Source organism: Pseudomonas sp. TE6283 (assembly GCF_054060555.1).
In genome coordinates, this window is record NZ_JBSSDH010000023.1 from 47,596 (window position 1) to 70,813 (window position 23,218).

Consider the following 23,218-nt stretch of genomic DNA (forward strand, 5'->3'; position numbering starts at 1 on the left):
GGGAAATCATCGAGCATATGGACATAGCAACCGTAGACATCGCCGGCATCGGCATCGGACCGTTCAACCTGGGCTTGGCCGCGCTGCTGTCGCGCCACCCGGACCTGCGCTGCGCGTTCCTTGAGCGCAAGGCGGAATTTCGCTGGCACGAGGGCCTGCTGCTGCCGGGCACCACCTTGCAGGTGCCGTTCCTCGCTGACCTGGTGACCCTGGCCGATCCGTGCCACCCGTTGAGCTACCTCAACTACCTGCACCAGCACGACCGCTTGTTCCAGTTCTACTACTACGACCACTTCCAGGTGCCCCGGCGTGAATACGATCACTATTGCCGCTGGGCCGCGCGCCAGCTGCCGGCCTGCCACTTCGGCGAAGAGGTCACCGGCGTGCGCTACGATGGCGGCAGCGAGCGCTTCATCATCGACAGCGTGTCGGTGTCGGGCCTGGAGCGGCGCTACAGCAGCCGGGACCTGGCCATCGGCCTCGGCACCCGGCCGTGGCTGCCGGCCTGGGCGCGCACCCGCAGCCAGGCGCCGGTGCTGCACTCGGCGGAGTTCGGCAAGCGCCAGGGCGAACTGGAGCAGTGCCGGCGCGTGGTGGTGGTCGGCTCCGGGCAGAGCGCGGCGGAGTGCGTACTGGCCTTGTTCAATGCGTTGACGCCGGAGCAGGTGGAGGCGGGGGCTTCGATCCACTGGATCACCCGTTCAGGGGGCTTCCATCCCATGGAGTACTCCAAGCTCGGCCAGGAATGCTTCACCCCGGCCTATATGAACTACTTCCACACCCTCGACCGGGACAAGCGCCGCGAGATCGTGGCCGAGCAGGGCCTGCTGTACAAAGGCATCAGTTTCTCCACCATCGGCGCGATCTACGACCTGATCTACGAACGCTCCATCGGCGGGCGCGAACCGGGGCTGACGCTGCTGTCCAGCTGCGAGGTGGAGACGGTCGAGGACCTGGGCTCGGCGGGCTTGCGCATGACTTTCCACCACCGTCAGCTGGACCAGCGGGCGTCCCTGGAAACCGATGCGATCGTCGCGGCGACCGGCTATGCCCATGCCTGGCCGCAGTGGTTCGAGCAGCTCAAGGGCACGGTGCTGGCCACCGACGCGCACGGCGACTGCATCGTCGGCGAGGATTTCACCGCGCAGCGCTGCGATGGCGGCAGTGGCCGGGTGTTCGTGCAGAATGCGGAGATCTTCCAGCATGGCGTCGGCTCGCCGGACTTGGGGCTGGGGCCGGTGCGCAATGCGGTGATCCTCAACCAGTTGCTGGGCCGGGCGCAGTATCGTGTGCCGCAGCGGTCATCGTTCCAGCGGTATGGGTTGCCGCAGGGGTGATGGGCGTTGGGTCTGCAAAGTTTTCGCCGTGAGGAATGTTGCGCCTATGAGATCGAGCGCCGCCCGCGCGGCGCTCGATCTCACAAGCACCGCCCACGTTGAACTATAAAACCACCTCAGCCAGCGCCCGCCGGCCGGCATCCACCTCGGCAAATACCCCAAACGCCGCGGAAATCATCGCGCACAGGCGTTCGACCTGGGCGGCGCTGTAGCGATCGCTGCGGTAGGTGACCACCAGGCGCAGCGAGCGCTGGCCGTCGAACACATCCTCCATGATCTCGAACTGCAGGCCGAACATCGACTCGCTCTTGTCCGGGTCGATCTGCTTGTAGCGGATCGCCTGGCCCTCGGGCGTGTGCAGGGCGCCATTGAGGGCATTGTTGGCATGGATCTGCACGTACACATCGAACATCAGGCCCTCGGCGGGCGTCATGCCCAGCGCCTGCTGGATGGTCTCCATGGGCACGTCGGCATAGGCCATAGAGTCGTTGATCATCCGCGTCACATCGCCCAGCAGCTCGCCCAGCGACTGTTGCGGGACGAACTGCACGCGGTGGGCGACCATGGTGGTGAAGTACCCAACGGTGTCGAAGAACGCCGGATCCGTACGCCCCGAGGCCGAGGTGCCGATTACCAGGTCCGACAGGTTGCCGAGCTTGTGCAGCGACAGGGCGATGGCGGTGTAGATCACGCTGAACAGCGATGACTGGTGCTGCCGGGCACTGGCGCCGAGTTGCTCCAGCACGCCGGGCTCAGGGCGCAGCTCCAGCCAGCGCGCACGGGTGGTCGCCTGGTCGGCGGGCGGCAGCGTGGCGTCAGCGGGCAGGGCAAGGCCACGGGTGGCGTCGCGCAGCAGTTCGGTCCAGTACGCCAGGTGGCGCGGGTTCGGGCCCTGGGCACTCTGGGCGAGGGCGAATTCGTGGAAGGTGCGCGCCGGCGCCGACCATTGCGGCGCCCGGTCCTGGGCGCGGGCCAGGTAAGCCTCGGCCAGTTCGGCCATGATCACGTTCAGCGACCACTCGTCGATGGCCATGTGGTGGACCAGGAACGACAGCACCTGGTGGCCGCTGTGCGGGTCACGCAGCAGGCGCAGCCTCAGTGGCAGTTCGCGGGCCAGGTCGAAGCGGTGCTTCGCCTCGCTGGCCAGGCTCGCGCCGGTGCTCTCGGCGCTGGTCCAGAACCACTTGTAGCGGCCCAGTTCGGCCAGCGGCACGATGCGCTGGCAGGCGCTGTCGCCTTCGCCATGGTAGGTGGTGCGCAGGCTGGCGTGGCGCTCCAGCAGGTCGCTGAACGCTTGCTGCAGCAGCGCTTCGTCCACCGGGTCGTGGAAGTCCAGGGCAAAGGGCAGGTTGAAAATGGTGCCGTAGTCGAACGCCGCGCAGGCGCGCCACAACGACGCCTGGGCCAGGGCCATCGGTGCCTGCTGGATCTCACCGGGCTGGTCGCTGGCCTGACTGGCTTGCCCTTGGCTCAGCTTGGCACGGGTAGCGAGCGCCGATGCGCTGGGCGAAGCGAAGAAGTCGCTGAAGCGCAGTTCGATGCCGTGCTCGCCCTGCAGGCGCCCGATGATCCGGGTGGCCAGCAGCGAGTGGCCGCCCATGTCGAAGAAATCATCCTCCAGGGTCATGCCAGGCTCCGCCAGGGCCTGGCGGAACGCGTCGAGAATGCGTTGCGCGATGTCCGTCGAGGGCGCCTGGGACAGCGGCTCGAGCTGCAGTGGCTGGTCGCCGGCCAGGGCGTCGTATTCGGCGCGGATGCGTTCGAGCAGGGCTTGCGGCGACTGGCGCAGCACCGCATGGCAGAGCAGGCCGAGGGCGGCCTGCTTGTCGCCGGCCAGCAGCAGGGCCTCGAACGGCGGCTGTGTGGTGGAATCCCAGGGCGCCGCCTGGCGCGCCCGCAGCAGGGCGTCCATGCCCTCGGCGGCGCTGTGCTCGATGCGCAGGCACGGGTACCAGCCGGGTGCCAAGGTCTTGTACAGGTCGCCGTCGTCGCTGAAGTGGTAGCGGCTGTTCAGGCCCGGCGTGGCCTCGACCACCGCCTGCACGGCCAGGGCCAGCAACGACAGGTTGGCCTGGGGGCCAAGGCGCCAGGCGCCCAGTTGCCGGTGCAGCTGCTCGGGTTGCTGCTGCTGGGCGAACCAGGCGAGTTCCTCGTGTTCGTCCAGGGCCTGGGGCGAGGGTGGGGTGGTGTTGCGTTCCAACATAGCTAGCTTCCTGCTGTTCGATCGTTCAAGGCCCGCGTCGGCCTTCACTGCCATCCATGGATCGCGGTGAGTGGCCGCGCAGAGGGGGGGGCACCACCGGGGTGCATTGCGTGAATCCAAGGGATTCGTTATGGTGTAAAAGATGCAAATAATTATCATCTAGATTGGCGTACGTCAAAGCAAGCCGTCTGGAATGCACCACGCTCAGGGAGAGGTACCGTGGACAACGGAACGTTCGCGCTTCGTCAGCAGCTGCACCAGCTGTATCAGGATCATCACGGCTGGTTGTGCGACCTGCTGCGGCGCAAGCTCGGCAACTCAGTGGATGCGGCGGACCTGGCCCACGACATCTACCTGCACCTGATGAACAAGGGCCAGGTGCCCAGCGCCGAGCAGTCGCGCTGCCACCTCACGCAGATCGCCAACGGCAAGGTCATCGACCTGTACCGCCGTCGCCAGCGCGAAACACGCTACCTCGAAGACCATGGCCAGCAGCCCGAGCCGTGGGTGCCCTCTGAGGAGGCGCGGGCGTTGGTGATCGAGGCCCTGGGGGCGATCGACAGGGCCCTGCAGCGGCACTCGCCCAAGGCGCGCCAGGCCCTGTTGCTGTGCCGCCTCGACGGCATGGCCCACCGCGCCATCGCTGACGAGCTGCGGGTCTCGGTGTCCTCGGTGGAAAAGTACATCGCCGCCGGCCTGCGCACCTGCAGGCGCTATCGGCTGGGCGGCGCCTGAGGGCGCGCAGATTTTCTTGCGGGTTTGCCCGCCTCGTGCGGAATACAGGTTGAGAAGGACATGCGGGCAGGGCGCCCCTGGGACGGCCCGGCCCGCGCCTCGTGCTGAAAAGGAGCATTCATGAGTGTTGAACAAGGGGTGGCGGACCCGTCCGCCCGTGGACCGGTCGCCGCGGTGCTTGCGCCGATACGCGGCCGATTGATCGTTGCCGGGCTGCTCGCCGCCCTGGGCGCCATGCTGACCCTGGCGCCGCTGGCGGCCATCGCCGAAGTCGCCGGCCTGGCCCTGGCCGGCGGGCAGGGCCTCGACCAGGCCTGGCCGGTCATCGCCATGGGGCTGGGTTGCCTGTTCGCCGGCATGGCGCTGATCTCGCTGGGCGATCTGGTCGCGCACCTGGCCGACAACCACATCACCGGCACGCTGCGCCTGGCGATCATCCGCCGCCTGGCGCGGGTGCCGCTGGGCTGGTTCACCAGCCGCGCCTCGGGCGAGGTCAAGCAGGCCATGCAGGACGATATCGGCATCCTGCACAGCCTCACAGCGCACTTCTATACCACCCTGGGGCGCAGCGCCGGGGCGGTGCTGGCTTCGATCGTCTACCTGTTCGCCATGGACTGGCGCATGGCGATCGTGTCGATGCTGCCGTTCCCGCTGTTCTTCCTGTTCTTCGCCCGCGCCCACCAGGCCAGCGCCCGCAACATGCAGGCCTTCGGCGCCGGCATGGGGCGGATCAACCAGGCGGTGGTCGAGTTCGTCAACGGCATCCCGGTGGTCAAGGCCTTCGGTGGCCAGCGCAAGGCCCATGGCAGCTACCGCGAGGCGGTGGACGCCTTCGCCGCGGCCTTCACCGACTTCACCCGGCCGCTGGTCAGCGCCATGGCCAACGCCAATGCGATGATCGCCCCGGTGTCGGTGCTCGGCGTGGTGCTGGCGTTCGGCACGCTGTTCGTCGGCCTGGGCTGGATCACCCCGGTGCAGGTGCTGCCGTTCGCCCTGGTGGCGCCGGGCATCTGCGCGCCGCTGCTGTTGTTGGCCTACATCACCCACGACCTGAACAACGCCACCGGCGCCGCCCAGCGCGTGCAGGCGCTGCTGCGCACGCCGGTGCTGGAGACCGACGGCCAGGGCGCCGGCAAGCTGCCGGTCGATGCGCGGATCGAAGTGCAGGGCCTGGGCTATCACTATGATCCGCGCAATCCGGTGCTGAGCGAGGTGTCGTTCACCCTCGAGCCCGGCACGGTAACCGCGGTGGTGGGCGCCTCGGGCGCTGGCAAGTCGACCCTGGCGCGCCTGCTGCTGCGCTTCTTCGACCCCAGCGCCGGGCGCATTACCCTGGGCGGCGTCGACCTGCGCCAGATCGACAGCGCCCAGCTGTACCGGCGTATCGGCTTCGTCCTGCAGGACGTGCGGCTGATCCATGCCAGCGTGCGCGAGAACATTGCCCTGGGCCGGCCTTCGGCGAGCCAGGAGCAGATCGAGGCGGCGGCACGGATCGCCAATATCCACGAGCGCATCCTTGCCCAACCGCGTGGCTACGACGCGGTAATCGGCGACGACGTGCAGTTCTCCGGCGGCGAGCTGCAACGGCTGAGCATCGCCCGCGCGGTGCTGCTCGACCCGCCGGTGCTGGTGCTCGACGAAGCCACCGCGGCGGCCGACGCCGAGAACGAAGTCAAGCTGCAACAGGCACTGTCGCGCTTCGCCCAGGGCCGCACGCTGCTGGTGATCGCCCACCGCCTGGACACGGTCATGCATGCCGACCAGATCCTGGTGCTGGACCAGGGCACGGTCGCCGAGCGCGGCAATCACGACGAACTGCTGGCTCGGCGCGGCCTGTACGCCCGCTTGTGGGCTGCCGGGGGTTATGCGAAGGCGCGGGCGACCGCGCAGGTGGAGGAGCACTGATCATGCTGGGGATATTCGTTCGACTGCTCGGCGCCGACGCCGTGTTCCTGCGCCGGTACCTGCGCCTGGCGCTGGTGTATGGCGTGCTCTGCGGGCTGACCATCGTCACCCTGGTGCCGATCCTGCGCCACCTGCTGGGCAACCAGCTGGGAGCCGCCGGCCAGTGGCTGGCCCTGCTGGCCCTGGGCGTGGTGGTGTGCTGGTACCTGCGCCGGCGGGTGGAAAAGGCCGGCATCGCCGTCGGCATCGCGGTGCTGCGCGGTGGCCGCCAGCGCCTGGGCGAGCATGTCGGCACGCTGCCGGTGGGCTGGTTCAGCGCCGCCAACACCGCGCGCCTGAGCCACGTCACCACCCAAGGCATGATGGAGATCGCGCAACTGCCGGCCCATGTGTTCACGCCGCTGTTCACCGGGGTGGTGACGCCGCTGGTGATCCTCGTCGCGCTGTTGCTGGTCGACCTGCGCCTGGGCCTGGTGGCCCTGGTCAGCCTGCCGCTGCTGGCGCTGGTGATGCTGGCGACCATGCACCTGGGCCAGCGCGCCGACCAGCGCTACCAGCGCGACACCGCGCAGACCAGCCAGCGCATGGTCGAGTTCGCCCAGGCGCAGTCGGTGCTGCGCGCCTTCAATGGCGAGCAGGGCGGCACGCGCTTCCTGGAGCAGGCCGTGGCCCAGCAGCAGCAGGCCGCGCGCAAGCTGATCCAGCTTTCGGCGCTGTCGTCGGTGCTCAATGTCTGGGCGGTGCAGGCCAGCTTCGCCGCCTTGCTGGTGGTCGCCACGCTGTGGCTCGGCGAGCAGGCCGGTGCCGCCTTCGACAGCGCGGCGGTGATCGCCACCCTGGTCGCGCTGGTGCTGGCGACCCGCTTCATCGACCCGTTGCTGGATGTGGCCGGCTACAGCGAGGTGCTGCGCGGCACCCGTGGCCAGTTGCAGGCGGTGGCCGAGCTGCTGGCCGTCGAGCCGCTGCCCGAGCCCACCGCGCCGCAGGCGCCGGTCGATGGTTCGGTGCAGCTGGAGCAGGTCAGTTTCCGCTACGGCGATGATCAACCCGAAGTGCTGCGCGAGGTCAGCCTGGATATCGCGCCCGGCAGCATGACCGCGCTGGTCGGCGCGTCGGGGTCGGGCAAGACCACCCTGGTACGCCTTATCGCCCGCTTCTTCGATGTCACCCAGGGCCGGGTCAAGGTTGGCGGGGTGGATGTGCGGCAGATGTCCGCCGAGCAACTTGCCGGGCAGATCAGCCAGATCTTCCAGGACGCCTACCTGTTCCAGGGCAGCATCGCCGACAACATCCGCCTCGGCAAACCTGACGCCAGCGAGGCCGAGGTGCTCGAGGCGGCGCGGCTGGCCGGGGTGCAGGAGATCCTCGAACGCCTGCCCGAAGGTTTGCACACGCCGGTGGGCGAGGGCGGTGCACGGCTGTCCGGCGGTGAACGCCAGCGTATCTCGATCGCCCGTGCGTTGATCAAGGACGCGCCGATCCTGCTGATCGACGAGGCCACCGCGGCGCTGGACGCCGAGAACCAGGCGGCCATCGCCGAGGCACTGGCACGGCTGCGCGGCAAGCGCACGCTGATCGTCATTGCCCACCAGCTGTCGACGGTGGCCATGGCCGACCAGATCGTGGTGCTGGACCAAGGGCGCATCCGCGAGCAGGGCGCCCATGCCCAGTTGGCCGCCAAGGGTGGGCTGTACGCGCACTTCCTCGAGCAGCGTCGGGCCGCCAAGGGCTGGCGCATCGGCGAGGCGGCAGGCGATGGAGTGACCGCTTGAGTCGGGTGCTGCTGCCAACGCTGTTGTTGCTGCTGTGTGGCGTTTCACTGATGGTCGGGGCCAGCCAGATGTCCTGGTCGGCCTTGTGGTCGGCCAGTGACGATGCCTGGCTGACCCTCACCGCCAGCCGCCTGCCACGCCTGGCGGCGCTGGTGCTGACCGGGGTCGGCCTGTCGATCTGCGGGGTGATCCTGCAGCAGATCGTGCGCAACCGCTTCGTCGAGCCGGCCACCTGCGGCGGACTCGACGCGGCCAAGCTGGGCATCCTGGTGGCCCTGACCGTGCTGCCCGGAGCCGGGGCCAGCGGACGCATGCTGTTCGCCCTGGTGTTCTGCCTGCTGGCAAGCCTGGTGTATGTGGCGATCATCCGCCGCATCCGCTTCACCAACCTGGTGCTGGTGCCGGTGATCGGCCTGATGTACGGCAGCCTGCTCAGCGCCATCGCCGAATTCTACGCCTACCGCCACAACATCCTGCAGAGCATGCAGGGCTGGCTGCTGGGCGACTTCTCGCGGGTGATCGAGGGCAACTACGAGATCATCTACCTGATCCTGCCGATCGTCGTGCTCACCTACCTGTACGCCCAGCGTTTCACCGTGCTCGGCATGGGCGAGGGCATGGCCACCAGCCTCGGGCTCAACTACGCGGCCACCGCCATCCTCGGCCTGGTGCTGGTGGCGGTGACCGTGTCGGCCACGGTCATCACCGTGGGCGCGATCCCCTTCGTCGGCCTGGTGGTGCCGAACCTGGTGGCGCTGCGCTACGGCGAGCACCTCAAGCGCACCCTGCCCATCGTTGCCATGTGCGGCGCGGCGCTGCTGCTGGCCTGCGACATCCTCGGCCGGCTGCTGATCCATCCCTACGAGGTACCCATTGGCCTGACCGCCGGCAGTGTCGGCGGCGTGCTGTTCCTGTTACTGATCCTGCGGAAGTGCAAATGATGCGCCGCGCCGCCTGGTTGTTGCTGCCGGCCCTGGCGCTGGCGTTCCTGTTGCTGGGTTCGGGCCTGGACTTCAGCTACGTGATCCCAAAGCGCCTGGTGCGCCTGGGCGCGATCGTTGTCGCCGGGGTGTGCATCGCCTTGTCCTCGGTGATCTTCCAGACCCTGGCCGGCAACCGCGTGCTGACCCCGGCGATCATGGGCTACGAAGGCATCTACCTGCTGTTCCAGGCCCTGCTGGTGCTGTGGCTGGGCACCGCCAGCGTGGCGCTGCTGGGCGCCCAGGGCAACGCGCTGCTGTCGATCGCGCTGATGCTTGGCTACTCGTGGCTGCTGCAGCGCTGGCTGCTGCGCGAGGGGCGGGGTGATGTCTACCGCCTGTTGCTGCTGGGGCTGGTGCTGACCATGGTGCTGGGCACCTTCACCCAGTTCATCCAGCTCAAGACCAGCCCGGGGGAGTTCTCCATCCTGCAGAGCCTGGGCTACACCAGCTTCAACCGCGCCCAGCCGACCCAGGTGCTGTACTCGGGCCTGCTGGTGGCGGCGGTGGCGCTGCTGGTGGCGCGCGGCACGCGGGTCCTCGACGTGCTGGCGCTGGGGCGCGACCAGGCCATCGCCCTGGGCCTGGACCATGGCCGCTGCCTGCGCCTGCAGATGGCGCTGATCGCCGTGCTGGTGGCGGTGTCCACCAGCCTGGTGGGGCCGACCGCGTTCATGGGTGTGTTCGTCGCCAACATCGCCTACGCCCTGGCGCGCAGCGCCCGGCACCAGGTCACCCTGCCACTGGCCTGCGCCGTGGCCATCGGCATGTTCCTGCTCGCCCAGCTGCTGGTCGAGCACCTGTTCAACTACCGGACCAGCGTGAGCATCCTCGTCAACCTGGTGTGCGGCGCGTACTTCCTCGCGCTGATGGTCCGAACCCGAGGCACCCCATGATCACCCTCGAACACCTGCACAAGGCCTACGGCGAGAAGACCGTGCTCGATGACGTGAGCCTGGCGTTTCCCGCCGGCCAGGTCACCTCGTTGATCGGCCCCAACGGCGCCGGCAAGAGCACCCTGCTGATGTGCATCGCCCGGCTGTTGCCGGCCAATCGCGGGCGGATCCTGCTCGACGGCCAGGACATCGACCGCATAGCCATCGCCGACTACGCCCGCCGCGTGGCCACCCTGCGCCAGGTGCTGGACTTCAACCTGCGCCTGACCGTCGAGGAACTGGTCGCCTTCGGCCGCTTCCCCTACAGCCGTGGCCTGCTGACGGCCGACGACCAGCAGGTGATCGACGAGTCACTGGATTTCCTGGGGCTGCAGCCTCTGCGCGGGGCTTACCTCGACGAACTCAGCGGCGGCCAGCGGCAAATGGCCTTCCTGGCCATGACCATCGCCCAGCGCACCGAGCTGCTGCTGCTCGACGAGCCGCTGAACAACCTCGACATGAAGCACGCGGTGCAGATCATGCAGGCGATCCGCAGGCTCTGCGACGAACAGGGGCGCACGGTGATCCTGGTGGTGCACGACATCAACTTCGCCGCCAACTATTCCGACCACATCGTCGCCATGAAAGGCGGCGCCGTGCACAGCCACGGGCCGGTCGCCGAGGTGGTCACCCAGGCCAACCTGCGCGCGCTGTTCGGCCTGGCCTTCGAGATCCTGCCCAGCGCGCACGGTTTCGTCTGCAACTACTTCAACCCATCACTATCGAGAGAGCTGGTATGAACGGAATCTGCAAGATACTGCTGGCCGCCGCCGTGGCGGCCGCGCTGCCCGGCTGCGACCAGGCCCCGCCGGCCCAGGCGCGCGCCGCCAGCGCCGACTACGCCCCGGTGAAGGTCGAGCACGCCCTGGGCACCACGCTGGTCGACCACCAGCCGCAGCGCGTGGTGGCCTTCGACATGAGCGAGCTGGACACCCTCGACCAGCTCGGCGCGCCGGTGGTCGGCATCGCCAAGGACTATGTGGCGGGCTTCCTGGCCAAGTACCGCGACGACCCCAAGGTGGCCGATGTCGGCACCACCATCCAACCCAACCTCGAGCGCCTGCATGCACTCAAGCCCGACCTGATCCTGATCTCGCCGCTGCAGGCGCAGAGCTACCAGGAGCTGAGCCAGATCGCCCCGACGGTGCACTACGACATCGACATGGACAACCGCCAGGGCAACGTCATCGACACCGCCAAGCAGCACCTGCTGACCGTCGGACGGATCCTCGGCAAGGAAGACCGGGCCCGGGAAACCGCCGCGCGCATCGACGCCAAGGTGGCCCAGGTGCGCCAGGTGACCGACGGGCGCCCGGAGAAAGCGCTGGTGGTGCTGCACAACAACGGCGCGTTCACCGCCTATGGCGTGCGCTCGCGCTACGGCTTCATCTTCGACACCCTCGGGGTCAAGCCGGCCAGTGACGACATGCAGGCAGGCCTGCACGGGCAGCCGATTTCCAACGAGTTCATTCACCAGGCCGACCCTGACATCCTCTACGTGATCGACCGCACCGCAGTGATGGAGCGCCGGGCCGCGCTGGACCGCGAGACCCTGGACAACCCGCTGCTGCGCCAGACCAAGGCGTGGAAGAACGGCCATGTGGTGTTCGTCGATCCACAGACCTGGTACCTGTGCACCGCCAGCGTGACCTGCCTGGAGCGGGTGGCGGACGAGGTGGTGAAGGGGTATCAGGGCTAATCCTGCATTCAGGCCATACGTAATTCCTGTGGGAGCGGCCTTGCGTCGCGAAAGGGGCGCGCAGCGGCCCCAGATTCCGAGCCACCATCAAAATTGCTGGGGCTGCTGCGCAGCCCTCTCGTGACGCAAGGCCGCTCCCACAGAGATAGCAGTTCCCTGCAAGACAGCGCAGCCCCAAAGGGCTGGGCGATCTCCTACACGAAATGGGTTGCTGGACCGATAGTGGCCAAATGACTGTAATTTCTGTTGAGGGATTCGCCGACTCGTACGGAATGACTAATGAGAAACATTACCATTTCGTCCCGAAAGGAATCCTTCATGTCTCCACTGCAACATCCCCAGGCCCCGAACCTGCCCCGCAGGGCCTTGCGCATGGCCGTACTGCTGGGCATGGCCGCCATCGCCGGCAACGCCTTCGCGCAACCGCCACGTTCCAGCACCTCGGCGCAGCAACAGACCCCCGATGTGAAGGAGGAGGGCCTGACCCTGCCGGAAACGTTGGTACAGGACACCCGTGATTCGCTGGGCGCTCCACCACCGGAATATGCCGGTGGCCAGGTCGGTTCGGGCAGCCGGCTCGGGCTGATGGGCAACAAGGACTTCAGCGAAACGCCGTTCAACGCCATCAGCTACACCAAGGAATACATCGAGAACCGCCAGGCCCAGGACATCGGCTCGGTGATCGGCGCCACCGATCCGTCGGTGTACGTGCCGAGCAAGCGCGGCATCTTCGAGACCTTCTTCATCCGAGGCCTCTACAGCACCGGCAACGACATCACCTTCAACGGCCTGCCGAGCATGGCGCCGAACATGCGCGGCTCCACCGAGCTCGCCGAGCGCATCGAAGTGCTCAAGGGCCCGTCGGCGCTGCTCAACGGCATGCCGCCTGACGGCAGCGTCGGCGGCAGCATCAACATCGTGCCCAAGCGTGCCGGCGACGAGCCCCTGGCCCGGCTGACCGCCTCGTACGAGTCCGATGGCCTGGCCGGCATGCATGCCGATATCGGCCGCCGCTTCGGTGACCAGAAGCAGTTCGGCGTGCGCTTCAACGGCGTCTACCGCGACGGCGACACCCCCGTGGACGACCAGCAGCACCGCATGCAGCTGTCGTCGCTGGCCCTGGACTGGCGCGGCGAGCGGGCGAGGGCGTCGCTGGACTACTACCACCAGCGCGAGCGCATGGACGGGGTCAACTATTTCGGCATCTCCTCGATCAGCCCCGGGGTGACCCACCTGCCCAAGGCCAAGAAGGGCGATCATTCGCTGGCCCCGGAGTGGGCCTATACCGTCAATGACACCGACACCGTGGTGCTGCGCGGCGAGTATGACCTCAACGACTCGCTCACCGCCTTTGCCGGCTGGGGCCACAGGGAAGGGGGCTACAACGCGTTGATGACCAGCGGCATGCTGCTCAACGATGCCGGCGACATCGCCGCCACGCCGATCCGCTCGGCCCGCGATGGCGAGCAGAAGTCCGGCGAAGTCGGCCTGCGCGGGCGTTTCGCCACCGGGCCCGTGGATCACGCCTGGTCGCTGGCGGCCACCCGCTACGACTCCGAGAACAGCTTCAAGGACAAGCGCCTGTCGTCGACCATCCGCACCAACTACTACAACCTGGACTACGGCTCGCGCCCGGAGATCGGCGAGTACGGCAACGTCACCTCGCGCATGCGTGCCCGGCTGAGCAGCGAAGCCTTGCTCGACACCCTGTCGTTCCTCGATGACAAGGTGCAGTGGACCGTCGGTGCACGCCACCAGAACGTGCGCGCGTCGAACTACAACGGCAACCACCAGCGCACCTCCAAGCCCTACGATGAAAGCCGGGTATCACCCGCCACGGCCCTGCTGGTCAAGGTCACCGACGAGCTGTCGCTGTACGGCAACTACATCGAAGGCCTGAGCCAGGGCGGTATCGCGCCGGACAACGCGCGAAACGCGGGTGCGATCATGGCGCCTTACCAGACCAAGCAGTACGAACTGGGCGCCAAGCTCGACCTGGGCACCTTCGCGCACACGGTCAGTGTCTATCAGGTGAAGAAACCAAGCGCCTATACCGACCCGGTCACGCAGGTCTACGGCGTGTACGGCGAGCAGCGCAACCGTGGCCTGGAATGGTCGTTCTTCGGCGAGCTCGAGCCGGGGCTGCGCCTGCTGGGCGGTGCGTCCTACACCAAGGCCGAGCTGACGAAATCGATACGCAAGGAGAACGAAGGCAACCAGGCCACGGGCGTGCCCAAGGTGCTGGCCAAGCTCGGCGTCGAGTACGACCTGCGTGAGCTTCCGGGCTTGACCCTGACCGGCAACGCCAACTATGCCGGCCGGCGCTACGCCACCGATGCCAACAACCTGTCGCTGCCGTCCTACACGATCTTCGACCTGGGCGCCCGCTACAGCCTGAAGATCTCGGACAAGCCGGTGACCTTCCGCGCCACCGTGCAGAACGTGGCCAACAAGGCCTACTGGATCGGTTCGTGGAATGGCGGCGATGGCAGTGGCCTGTCCGGTGGGCTGGGCACGCCGCGGTCGGTGTTGTTCTCTACCTCGGTGGACTTCTAGCCAGACCAGCGCTGGCTGCGTGGGAGGGATGGTGCACCAATGCGACTTGCCCCCTGATCACCGGCCAGCCGGTGCCAGATTCACACCGCGTCCGGATATGCCTCACGCAGGCTGTCACCCAACCAACCCATGAACCACAACGCATCGGCACTCGGCGGCTGCGCTGGCGTCAGCAACTGGTAGCTTTCCAGCGCCACGGCTTGTTCCACGCAGCGCACCAGGCTGCCTTCGCGCAGCTCACGCCCCACCAGTACCTCGGTGGCCAGGGCAACGCCGTGACCGCGTTGGGCCAGGTTCAGCACGATATCGTTGCTGATGTGCGAAGTGTCGGCCTTGACCCATACCCTCAGGCCATTGGCGGCGAACCAGCTGTTCCACCAGGTGCCGTCATCGACATGGATCAGCCTGCATCCGGGCAAGTCCGCAGCGCTTAGCCTCGCAGGCAACTGCGCGAGGTAGCTCGGCGCGCAGACGGCAAACACCTTCGGGCGGATCAACACCTCGCGTACCCCGCTCAGCTCACCCGGCAGACCGAAGGCGATGCCCAGGTCCGCCTGGCGCGCATCCACGCTGGTAAAGGTGGCATTAGGCTCGATGGCGATCCTCAGGTCCGGGCGCAGGCTACGCAGGGCGTCGATGCGCGGTGTCAGCCAGCGCGAGGCGAACGCCGGCACGCAGAGGATCCGCAGCCAGCGCTCGTCTCCCCGTTGTGCCAGGCGCGCACCGGCATCAGCGAGGATCTGCAGTGCTTCGGCTGCGGCCTTGTAGTAATGGGCGCCGGGCAGGGTGAGGCTCACGCCGCGGGGAGAGCGCTCGAGCAGGCGCACGCCCAGCCAGGCCTCGAGGTTCTTTACATGCCGACCGATCGCCGGCTGGGTCACGTGCAACGCCTGGGAGGCGGCGACATAGCTACCCAGGCGGGCGGCGGCCTCGAAAGCACGCACGGCGTTGAGCGGGGGCAGGCGGTCTTCGGCCATGGGCACGCTCCTGGCTGTTAGTTTTTTTAATAGTGAAGGCAAATTTATTGTGCTTTTCCCGCCCGTTCAAGTTGCCGACACTCGGGGCGGCGTATTTCCGCGCTTTACGAGGAGCCCTCCGATGCGGCCAACAACAATAAAGAAGTCGTTCAACGGTCTTTCCATCCTGGCCCTGACGCTCGCCGCCCTGGCGGGTGCGGCGCAGGCGGCCGACAACAAGGGGGCCTGCGGCGTGCCAGGGCTTGAACCCTGCCCGCAGCCCTTCGACAAGGTGCTGCCGGCTGCCAGGGATATGCTCACCTGGGACCAGGCCACCCGGGTCGTGGGCTTTCGCAACACTTACCGCCTCTACGGTGGCGATGTCTTCGCCCCGAACGGCGCCACGCCATTTCCCTTGCCGCAGGCCAGCCACGCGCTGACCGACGTGCAGTATCAGTTGGGCGGCAAGACGCACAACCTGGCGCAATACCTGGCCAACCAGAGTGTGACCGGCCTGCTGGTGCTCAAGGACGGCAAGATCGCCTACGAATACTACGGCAAGGGCAACACGCCACAGACCTTGTGGACGTCCCGATCGGTGGCCAAGTCGGTGGTCAGCGTGCTGGTTGGCATCGCCGTCAAGGAAGGCAAGATCCAGTCGCTGGACGACAGGATCAGCCGCTACGTTCCGGAACTGGAGGGTTCCGAATGGCAGGACGTGACCTTGCACCAGCTGTTGCAACACACCTCGGGCGTAATCTGGGACGAGAACTACGCCTCCAAGGATTCGGACTTCTCGCACATGACCCAGTGCGAGGCCACCGCTGATCCCTATCACTGTGTGCTCGACCTGGTGCGTTCGGTCAAGCGCAAGCCTGGGGTAAAGCCAGGCGAGGTCTGGTCGTACAACACCGGTGGTGCCTGGCTGGTCGGTCGGGTGTTGGAGAATGCCACCGGCATGACCATCGCCGAGTATCTGCAAAGCCGGGTGTGGAGCCGCTACGGTATGCAGCAGGCTGGCGTCTGGCACGCCCTGGTGCCAGGCAAGGTGGACATGGGCGGCCACGGTTTCAATGCCACGCTGCGCGACTGGGGGCGCTTCGGCGAGTTTGTGCAGAGCGGCGGCCAGCTGCCGGATGGCGAAAAGCTGCTCCCGGACGACTGGATCGCACGTTCGACCCACTGGACCCAAGCCAAGGGATCGGTGACGGCCGCAGCGCCCAACGGCCAGTACGGCTACCAGTGGTGGTACAACGCCCCGGCCCCGGACAGCGATGCCGAGCCCAAGCGCACCGCCAACAGCGACAAGACCTTTTGGGCGCTGGGCATCTTCGGCCAGAGCATCGCCATCAACCCGGCGGAGCACCTGGTGGTGGTGCAGTGGTCGACCTGGAAGAACGCCGAGAGCCCCGGCTCGCTGTATGACGAGCAGGCGGTGTTCGTCAACGCAGTGGCCAAGGCGCTGAGCCAGTAGCACCGGGCGAGGGCAGGGCGCCGGCAAGCGCCTGCCCAGTCACACGCGAAACCGCGACACGCTCGCCTGCATGCCCTGGGCGATTTCGCCCAGGCGCTGCGCCGCCGACGCCAGCTGCCGCGTGGTGTCGGTGCTGTCCCTGGACATGCGGGCGATCAGCTCGACCTGTTGCGCGACATCCTGGCTGGCCCGGGTCTGCTCGCCGATGGTCTGCGAGATTTCCTCGACAACCGACGCGGCGCGGCGGGCGCCTTCACGAATCTGCTGGATCGACGCCCCCGCCTGGGTGGCCAGCTCCACGCCGGCGCGGACCCGGGTGACGCCAGTCTGCATGCTGTCGACGGCGTTGCCCGTGCTATGTCGGATGCGTTCGATCATGCCGGTGATCTCCCGGGTCGACTGCGCCGTGCGCCCGGCCAGGCCGCGTACTTCGTCGGCGACCACGGCAAAGCCGCGCCCGGCCTCGCCGGCACGGGCGGCTTCGATGGCCGCGTTCAAAGCCAGCAGGTTGGTCTGCTCGGCGATGGTGTTGATCACCTGGATGATCGAGTGGATTTCTTCCGAGCTTTGCCCCAGCACGGTGATGGTTTCAGAGGAGCGGTTGACCGCTTCGTCGATCCCCTGCATGCCGCCGACCACGTTGAGGATGACCTCGCCGCCGTCGCTGGCCAGGCGCTCGGACTGCCCGGAGATAGCCTGCGCATCGCGGGCGTGGTCGGCGATCCGCGCCAGGTTGGCGATCATCTGCTCGGTGGCCGAGGCCATGCTCACGGCGCTGTCGGACTGCTGGCTGGTGCGTTGCACCAGGCTGCTGGAAGCCTGGCCCAGTTCATCGGCCACTTCGCGCAGCAGCAAGTTCTCTTCATGGATGGCCTTGATCATGTTGCCCAGGCTGTCGCGCATGTCGGCCAACGAGCGCAGCAGGTGCCCGGTCTCGTCGCGGTCATGGACCTGGATCTGGGTGGTGAGGTCGCCTTGGGCGATGCGTTCGGCCACCGCCATGGTCTGGCTCAAGGGGCCCAGGATCGAGCGCAACAGCAGGAAAGTGCACAGCGCCAGCACCACGGCGGCCAGGACCATCCCGCCGACCAGCACGGCGACGCCCTGGTGCAGGGTGGCGGTGCTCTGCTCGCGGCTCTTGTCGGCGTTGCCGGCGATCAGGTCGCTGAGGGTGCTGTTGCGCTGCTCCAGCTCCTTGAACGCCGCGACGAAGGCCGGCAACTGCGCCTGGGCCTGCTCGGGTGACTTCAGTGCCAGCTGGATGATCGAGGTGGCGCTGGCGATGTAGTGGTCGAGGAGGGGGCCCAGCTCGCTGATAGCCTGGTGCAGCTCGCTATCCAGAGGCAGTTCGAGGTTGCTTTGCATGACGCTGCGGAACCACTTGGCGTGCTCGTCGAGGTCGGCCAGCACCTGGTTGGCGGTGTCCGTGTCGCCCGGCTTGACCAGCAGGGCGGCCAGCACGTCGGCGCGCAGCGCATCGTGCATCATGTCGCCTTCCATGTGATTGCGCAGGGCGGCCATGCTGGCCTCGCTGCGCTTGAGTGCCTGGTTCTGGTCATGCTCGGCGAGCAGGCCGCTGCCGCCGAGCAACAGGGCGGCGAGGATGCTGACAAGACCGAACCCGATGGTTTTCTGGCGAATGTCCATTTTCGAACAGGCTCCGTGGGGTGGGTTTGGTGAGCATAGATGGTTGGAGGTATTTCGCTGGCCCGAACAGGTCTGTGGAGGAGGGTAGGCAGTCGGCTCATGTCATGGTTTCAGAATCTCCTGGACTCATCCATATAACTCAACTAAATGAATATTTAGTTGAGTTATATTTTATAGTTATCAAAAGCTGGGCAGGGCGCAGGGCGAGTTGCAGGAATCTATCAAGCGTGTGAAGTTCTCGCCCAACTCACTTAGCCTGGCAAAAACATCAAAGGAATGAGACACCTCCATGCATCGATTCACCGTGTTACCGCTGTTGCTTGCCCCAATGATCGCCTGGGGCGACTGCACGCAGCACCTGCAAACCTGGGCCCACGATCTGCATCCGACCTTGGAGCTCGCCAGCGAATTTGCGGTCTGCAAGGTCAATCCGGCAGACGCCAGTCAGGTGCTGGCAGCCTTGCCGTTGATGGTGAACGTCGATGAACACGGGCAAGGCGATTACGGCCTGGATGTGCTGGTGGCCGATGCCGCCAGCGGAAAGGTCATAGCCCACAGCTACCAGGAGGCTGCGATCGTCTCCGACGCGGTGCAGTTTTCAGGCCTGATGCTGGACACGGCGCGTTATCAGGTTGCGCCTGGGCTGCGGGCATTTGGCGTGCGCATCAGTTATACAGGCTCGTCACGGGTCAATCCGTTCGGCAGCGAAACCATGAGTCTCTTTGTGAACGACGGTTCGCAGTTGCGTCAGATCATGGAGCAGTTGGTTGTAAGCAAGAGCAACGGCGAATGGGACGGTGTCTGCACTGGTGAATTCGACGAGACAAAGCGGACACTGGCGATTGGCAAACCTGGCAAGGATGGTTTCAGCAGGTTGCGGGTTACCGAGATCTCGACCGGAAGTCAGAGCGTTGTTAAAGGCGGTGATGACTGTGAGGAAATCGAGCGCAGTTCAACGACGAAGACGTTCAACCTGGAGTATCACGGCGGTCGGTATGGGGTGCCGAAGGAATTGACGTTCCAGTGAGCTGGATTGGAGGACGGGGCTTTGATGGAGGCTGAAATCTGGCCTCCCTCTGGGCATGACGCTCAATATGAACATACGCATAATGTATATTATGTTAAATTGCGTATTGCGGGAGGTGACCTTCTGATTCGGTCACCTGTGGTTTGCGTCTGCTAGATCACGCTCGAGCTGCCGGCGCCATCTCGACAACTGCACAGCGTCCCTTCGTTCGTACCTTCTGCACCAGTCGCGCTCTGTTGATGAACACATCGATCTGACAGCTGCCTGAGTGCTCCACGTCTTCCCAGTATTCCGTGTGCACAATCTGCCCGTTCTGCGGCCCCGTGTAAGTGCCCGCAGCTTCACGCGTGACATAGCTGCTGTCGCGCACGTACCTGAGCACCACCAGATCTTCTTCCGGCACCACCATGATCTGCCTAGGCACCCCGAAGAAATCGATCAGCTCGCCCACCGGACGATCTTTCCAGGCACTGCTGGCTTCAAGCGATGCGCAGCCACTTAGCAATATGGCCAACAGGCCCAATACGAACAACCTGGTTCTTGCCCAGGCCACCTTGGTAGTGGACTACCCAGAAGTCGCCCATCTGCACATCGCTCGCCTGCGCAGCGAGGACATTGCACAGTAAGGCGACAGGCAGGAGCTGCTTCTTGAAAGCGGTCATGGGGCCAGTCCTTTGCCTTATGTTCAGGGCGACAGTTTCTCGCCCTGAACATAAGGCAAAGGGCTATCTAGCACATTCGTCCTATGCACCACTGATAACGCATTCTGAATGCGGCACGGTCGGTGTGGGAGCCGGCTTGCCGGCGATGGGCCGCAAAGCGGCCCCGGGGTCTAACCAACCATCAACCCATGGTTCACATCCTGGGCCAACGCCTTGGCCATGCCACTGAGGTAATGCACGGCAGTCAGCAACGTCGGCAGATGATCCGTCTCCGCCATCGCCAGATCGCTGATCTTGTGCACTGCACACATCAGCACGGTTGCCTGCTCAACTGCATGGTCCATCGAATGGCCCGCCACAACACGGAACAGCGGGTCTTGACCGCCCTCCTCTCCAGCCTCGCCGAAATGCCCGACGCCAGTGGTTGCCAGCTTGCTGATGCGCGGGGTTTGCAATTCCTTATCCATACCATTCCTCCTGCGGCCCCGCGAACGGCACGGGGCCTGACCGGTGAACATCAAGTGCGAGCCAAGCCCGCCAGGTCAGTGCCGGGACTGCACGCGGCTAAGCGCCACCTCCACCAGGGTGCGGGCGCTGTCGATTTCGTGCATGGCGGCAAGGGTCAGGACCTGGCCTGGCGGTTTGGCGTGCAGCAGGACGGTCTGTTGGCTGACGGTCAGGGCGCAGACGAGGTATTCGGAGATCTGGACCAGAAGGTCTTCGAGGGTGTGGGTGGTGTATTTGTCGTGTAGAGGTGGATCGGGGACGATCTTTAACATGATAAAGCTCCGATATCTGACTGGAGCTACCACATCTCTGCTGTCAAACAAATGGGTGGCAGCGGTACGTGGGTTGACAGACCGAGGATATCGGAACTCGGCGCACCGAAGTGCCCCACGCACAGCCGCCATAGAGCGATGCGCATGATCCGTATATCAGGGGACGGTCTGTCAAAACCGTGTCGTCGTTTTTTGCGGCGACTTGGCGAGACTAGATGGCTGATAGGGCTGCTGCAATGGCTGAAAGGCGGGGGGAGTATGTTTCGGAAATGGACTACATAGAAGAGGGAAAATCCGATTCAGAGCACATAAAAAGTGTTCTCTTATCGTCAACTTAGGGCTGGTTGCGCCCCTAGATGCTCCCAGGCTGCACCACTGATCAATCTTCTGCCTCGGGCGCCCGAAAGGCTTTGCTGTAGTAGCCGGACGAGTCGAAACAGCAAACCGCCTTTTTGCCGGTCGCAAGCATCTCGCAGGCATCACCTATTCGCTTTTCACGCGTCTTGAGTTGCTTCGCTGAAGTAATCCAGTGGATCCAGTCCACCCGCGCGAGGGTCGTCGTACTGCTCCAAACCTTTTGAGCCTCAGGTGTGCTTGCCAGGGCTTCCTCTAAATCTGCTGGGATATCAGGCTCGGGCTCCTTCTTCACAGGGATCAGTTCGAGGGTAACGATATCGCCAACAGCCACACCTGCCGCGTCAAGTAAATCGCTACTGACCTTCAGCCAATGGCTCAACTGGCCATCGGGCTCCAGGGTTGCCCGAAAAGGATGCCCATTGATCGTGCCGTCAACGGACGTCCTTCCCCGCCGCGGAAGCCGTTCACTCGCGTCCCTTGGAAGAACAGCAAACGCCCACGACCTGCCATCACCGGGCTTTAACGGACGAAGAAGCTTGGCTTCGAATCGGGACCTCGCATCGTCTGTTGTCATTGCAAGTTCTCCCACCGAGCGCCTAGTTAACCATCACCTCGTCCAGCGCCTGCTCCAGAGTGCTGACCGTACGCTCGATATTGTGCAGCTTTTCGAGCCCGAACAGGCCGATGCGGAAGGTCTGGAAGTCGGCCGGCTCGTCGCATTGCAACGGCACGCCGGCGGCAATCTGCAGGCCGTGGCTGGCAAACTTCTTACCACTCTTGATATCGGCATCCTCGGTGTAGCTCACCACCACGCCAGGGGCCTGAAAGCCCACTGCGGCCACGCTCTTGATACCTTTGCGGGTCATCATTGCGCGCACCCGATCACCCAGGGCCTGTTGTTCCTCGCAGACCTTGTCGAAACCGTAGGCTTGCGTCTCTTTCATCACTTCGTTGAACCGCGCGAGGGCATCGCTGGGCATGGTCGCATGGTAGGCGTGGCCGCCCTGCTCATAGGCCTGCATGATCTGAAGCCACTTCTTCAAGTCGCAGGCGAAGCTGGTGCTTTGCGTCGATTCGATGCGCTCCAGGGCCAAGGCGCTGAACATCACCAGGGCGCAGCAAGGTGAGGCGCTCCAGCCTTTCTGCGGTGCGCTGATCAGCAGGTCGACCGCGCATTTGTGCATATCAACCCAGATCGCGCCTGAGGCGATGCAGTCCAGCACGAACAGGCCACCCACCGCATGCACGGCGTCGCCCACGGCCCGCAGGTACTCATCGGGCAGGATGATCCCCGATGACGTTTCAACGTGGGGGGCGAAGACAATCTGCGGTTTCTGCGACGCAATGGCCGCCAGCACTTCGTCCAGAGGGGCCGGGGCATAGGCAGCCTGGCGCCCCGCTTCAACCGGCCGGGCTTTCAGCACCGTTGTGGCCGCCGGGATGTTGCCCATTTCAAGGATCTGGCTCCAGCGATAACTGAACCAGCCGTTGCGTATCACCAGGCATTGCTGGCCGGTGGCAAACTGCCGTGCCACCGCTTCCATGCCGAATGTGCCGCTGCCCGGAACCACCGCAACCGCCTGGGCGTTGTAGACCTGTTTCAGGGTGGTTGAAATGTTCTTCATCACCCCTTGGAACGACTGGGACATGTGGTTGAGCGAGCGGTCCGTGTAGACCACCGAATACTCGACCAGCCCTTCGGGATCGATACCGGGATAGATCTTCGACATGGTGCGGTTCCTTTGGCAGAGAGGTCCATGGTATCGACCCTGCCCTAAGCCATTGCAAATGACAAGATGCATCAGGCACACCGCATCGTCAGCCTGGCCCCCTGCCTGACTTGAATCAGGGAAGCGCCCACTGGTTGAAGTCCCAACAGCCTCCCCGGCCTGAACATCAGAGATGTCCACTTCCTTGCCCCACACGCAAAACTCCTTGTCCCACCCACCACTTTTTCCCGCACCGGCCTCCACCCAGAATCCGCCCCTGACATCACTTCCCCGTTCAGGAGCCCAAGAATTGCGCTATTTCAAACCGCTACTACTCAGCCTAGCCCTGGCCACCACTGCCCAAGCTACCCTGGCTGCCGACTGGCAATCTGTAGTGGTCTACTAACCCCGGACACCTCTTAAGGGCGATATGATTCGCCCATTCAGGAGGTTCCATGCAAGAACGAAAGACCTATACCCGCGAG

At 65.3% G+C, this 23,218-nt stretch carries 20 protein-coding genes; 11 read left to right on the forward strand and 9 right to left on the reverse strand.

The genetic code is table 11. The features are described from left to right. Nucleotides 1-17: 17 nt before the first annotated feature. The gene (gene basC / locus ACVWZ5_RS22840) at nt 18-1,337 is read left to right on the forward strand and encodes a putative histamine N-monooxygenase (RefSeq protein WP_457340878.1); all 1,320 of its coding nucleotides are present in this window, start codon (nt 18-20) and stop codon (nt 1,335-1,337) included. Nucleotides 1,338-1,440: 103 nt separating this feature from the next. Here the strand turns inward: basC and ACVWZ5_RS22845 are convergent, their stop codons facing one another. After that, nucleotides 1,441-3,540 carry a condensation domain-containing protein gene (locus ACVWZ5_RS22845; RefSeq protein ID WP_457340879.1) on the reverse strand — a complete coding sequence of 700 codons (2,100 nt, stop codon included), beginning with the start codon at nt 3,538-3,540 and terminating at the stop codon, nt 1,441-1,443. A 219-nt stretch (nt 3,541-3,759) separates the two neighbouring features. On the opposite strand from ACVWZ5_RS22845, the gene ACVWZ5_RS22850 reads away from it, so the two are divergent. From ACVWZ5_RS22850 to ACVWZ5_RS22885, 8 genes are all read left to right on the forward strand, one after another. After that, entirely contained in the window at nt 3,760-4,275 is a 516-nt protein-coding gene (locus tag ACVWZ5_RS22850; protein ID WP_062574076.1) for a sigma-70 family RNA polymerase sigma factor, read from the forward strand. 120 nt (nt 4,276-4,395) lie between these two features. Further along, a complete protein-coding gene (locus tag ACVWZ5_RS22855) occupies nt 4,396-6,180 on the forward strand; it encodes an ABC transporter ATP-binding protein (protein WP_457340880.1) in 1,785 nt (594 codons plus the stop codon). A 2-nt stretch (nt 6,181-6,182) separates the two neighbouring features. After that, nucleotides 6,183-7,952 (forward strand): ABC transporter ATP-binding protein, encoded by a 1,770-nt coding sequence (locus ACVWZ5_RS22860; RefSeq protein ID WP_280070634.1) that lies wholly within the window; start codon nt 6,183-6,185, stop codon nt 7,950-7,952. Further along, nucleotides 7,949-8,893 carry an ABC transporter permease gene (locus tag ACVWZ5_RS22865; RefSeq protein ID WP_081100292.1) on the forward strand — a complete coding sequence of 315 codons (945 nt, stop codon included), beginning with the start codon at nt 7,949-7,951 and terminating at the stop codon, nt 8,891-8,893. Before ACVWZ5_RS22860 ends, ACVWZ5_RS22865 begins: the two co-directional genes overlap by 4 nt. Further along, the gene (locus tag ACVWZ5_RS22870; RefSeq protein WP_050705788.1) at nt 8,893-9,828 is read left to right on the forward strand and encodes an iron chelate uptake ABC transporter family permease subunit; all 936 of its coding nucleotides are present in this window, start codon (nt 8,893-8,895) and stop codon (nt 9,826-9,828) included. Before ACVWZ5_RS22865 ends, ACVWZ5_RS22870 begins: the two co-directional genes overlap by 1 nt. Then, complete coding sequence (locus ACVWZ5_RS22875) at nt 9,825-10,607, forward strand: iron ABC transporter ATP-binding protein (protein ID WP_028688862.1); 783 nt, start codon at nt 9,825-9,827, stop codon at nt 10,605-10,607. The genes ACVWZ5_RS22870 and ACVWZ5_RS22875 overlap by 4 nt, the downstream gene beginning before the upstream one ends. Beyond that, nucleotides 10,604-11,566, forward strand: coding sequence for a siderophore ABC transporter substrate-binding protein (locus ACVWZ5_RS22880; RefSeq protein ID WP_457340881.1), 963 nt, complete (start codon nt 10,604-10,606; stop codon nt 11,564-11,566). Before ACVWZ5_RS22875 ends, ACVWZ5_RS22880 begins: the two co-directional genes overlap by 4 nt. Nucleotides 11,567-11,884: 318 nt before the next feature. Further along, nucleotides 11,885-14,122, forward strand: coding sequence for a TonB-dependent receptor (locus ACVWZ5_RS22885; protein WP_238341028.1), 2,238 nt, complete (start codon nt 11,885-11,887; stop codon nt 14,120-14,122). An 80-nt stretch (nt 14,123-14,202) separates the two neighbouring features. On the opposite strand, the gene ACVWZ5_RS22890 is transcribed toward ACVWZ5_RS22885, so the two are convergent. Next, nucleotides 14,203-15,099 (reverse strand): LysR substrate-binding domain-containing protein, encoded by an 897-nt coding sequence (locus ACVWZ5_RS22890; protein WP_457340882.1) that lies wholly within the window; start codon nt 15,097-15,099, stop codon nt 14,203-14,205. A 121-nt stretch (nt 15,100-15,220) separates the two neighbouring features. Here ACVWZ5_RS22890 and ACVWZ5_RS22895 point away from each other — a divergent pair, with 121 nt between their 5' ends. After that, the gene (locus ACVWZ5_RS22895; protein ID WP_069017574.1) at nt 15,221-16,552 is read left to right on the forward strand and encodes a serine hydrolase domain-containing protein; all 1,332 of its coding nucleotides are present in this window, start codon (nt 15,221-15,223) and stop codon (nt 16,550-16,552) included. 39 nt (nt 16,553-16,591) lie between these two features. Here ACVWZ5_RS22895 and ACVWZ5_RS22900 read toward each other — a convergent pair whose 3' ends face one another. Next, on the reverse strand, nt 16,592-18,199 hold the full coding sequence (locus ACVWZ5_RS22900) for a methyl-accepting chemotaxis protein (protein WP_457340883.1): 1,608 nt from the start codon (nt 18,197-18,199) through the stop codon (nt 16,592-16,594). Between the two features lie 289 nt (nt 18,200-18,488). Between ACVWZ5_RS22900 and ACVWZ5_RS22905 the strand changes: the two genes are divergently transcribed. Next, nucleotides 18,489-19,226, forward strand: coding sequence for a PA3715 family protein (locus ACVWZ5_RS22905; RefSeq protein ID WP_457340884.1), 738 nt, complete (start codon nt 18,489-18,491; stop codon nt 19,224-19,226). A gap of 157 nt (nt 19,227-19,383) precedes the next feature. Here the strand turns inward: ACVWZ5_RS22905 and ACVWZ5_RS22910 are convergent, their stop codons facing one another. The 6 genes from ACVWZ5_RS22910 to ACVWZ5_RS22935 all read right to left on the reverse strand — a co-directional run bounded on the left by ACVWZ5_RS22910 (nt 19,384) and on the right by ACVWZ5_RS22935 (nt 22,754). Beyond that, a complete protein-coding gene (locus tag ACVWZ5_RS22910; protein ID WP_232532256.1) occupies nt 19,384-19,677 on the reverse strand; it encodes a hypothetical protein in 294 nt (97 codons plus the stop codon). Between the two features lie 28 nt (nt 19,678-19,705). Beyond that, nucleotides 19,706-19,888, reverse strand: a complete 183-nt coding sequence (locus ACVWZ5_RS22915) for a hypothetical protein (RefSeq protein WP_081791514.1) — start codon at nt 19,886-19,888, stop codon at nt 19,706-19,708. 170 nt (nt 19,889-20,058) lie between these two features. After that, nucleotides 20,059-20,355: a DUF3077 domain-containing protein gene (locus ACVWZ5_RS22920; RefSeq protein ID WP_051555609.1), complete on the reverse strand. Its 297-nt coding sequence runs from the start codon at nt 20,353-20,355 to the stop codon at nt 20,059-20,061. 75 nt (nt 20,356-20,430) lie between these two features. Beyond that, nucleotides 20,431-20,667, reverse strand: coding sequence for a hypothetical protein (locus tag ACVWZ5_RS22925; RefSeq protein WP_028688843.1), 237 nt, complete (start codon nt 20,665-20,667; stop codon nt 20,431-20,433). Nucleotides 20,668-21,046: 379 nt separating this feature from the next. Then, complete coding sequence (locus ACVWZ5_RS22930; protein WP_062574031.1) at nt 21,047-21,598, reverse strand: YdeI/OmpD-associated family protein; 552 nt, start codon at nt 21,596-21,598, stop codon at nt 21,047-21,049. Between the two features lie 22 nt (nt 21,599-21,620). Further along, the gene (locus ACVWZ5_RS22935) at nt 21,621-22,754 is read right to left on the reverse strand and encodes an aminotransferase class V-fold PLP-dependent enzyme (protein WP_186600029.1); all 1,134 of its coding nucleotides are present in this window, start codon (nt 22,752-22,754) and stop codon (nt 21,621-21,623) included. Between the last annotated feature and the right edge of the window lie 464 nt (nt 22,755-23,218).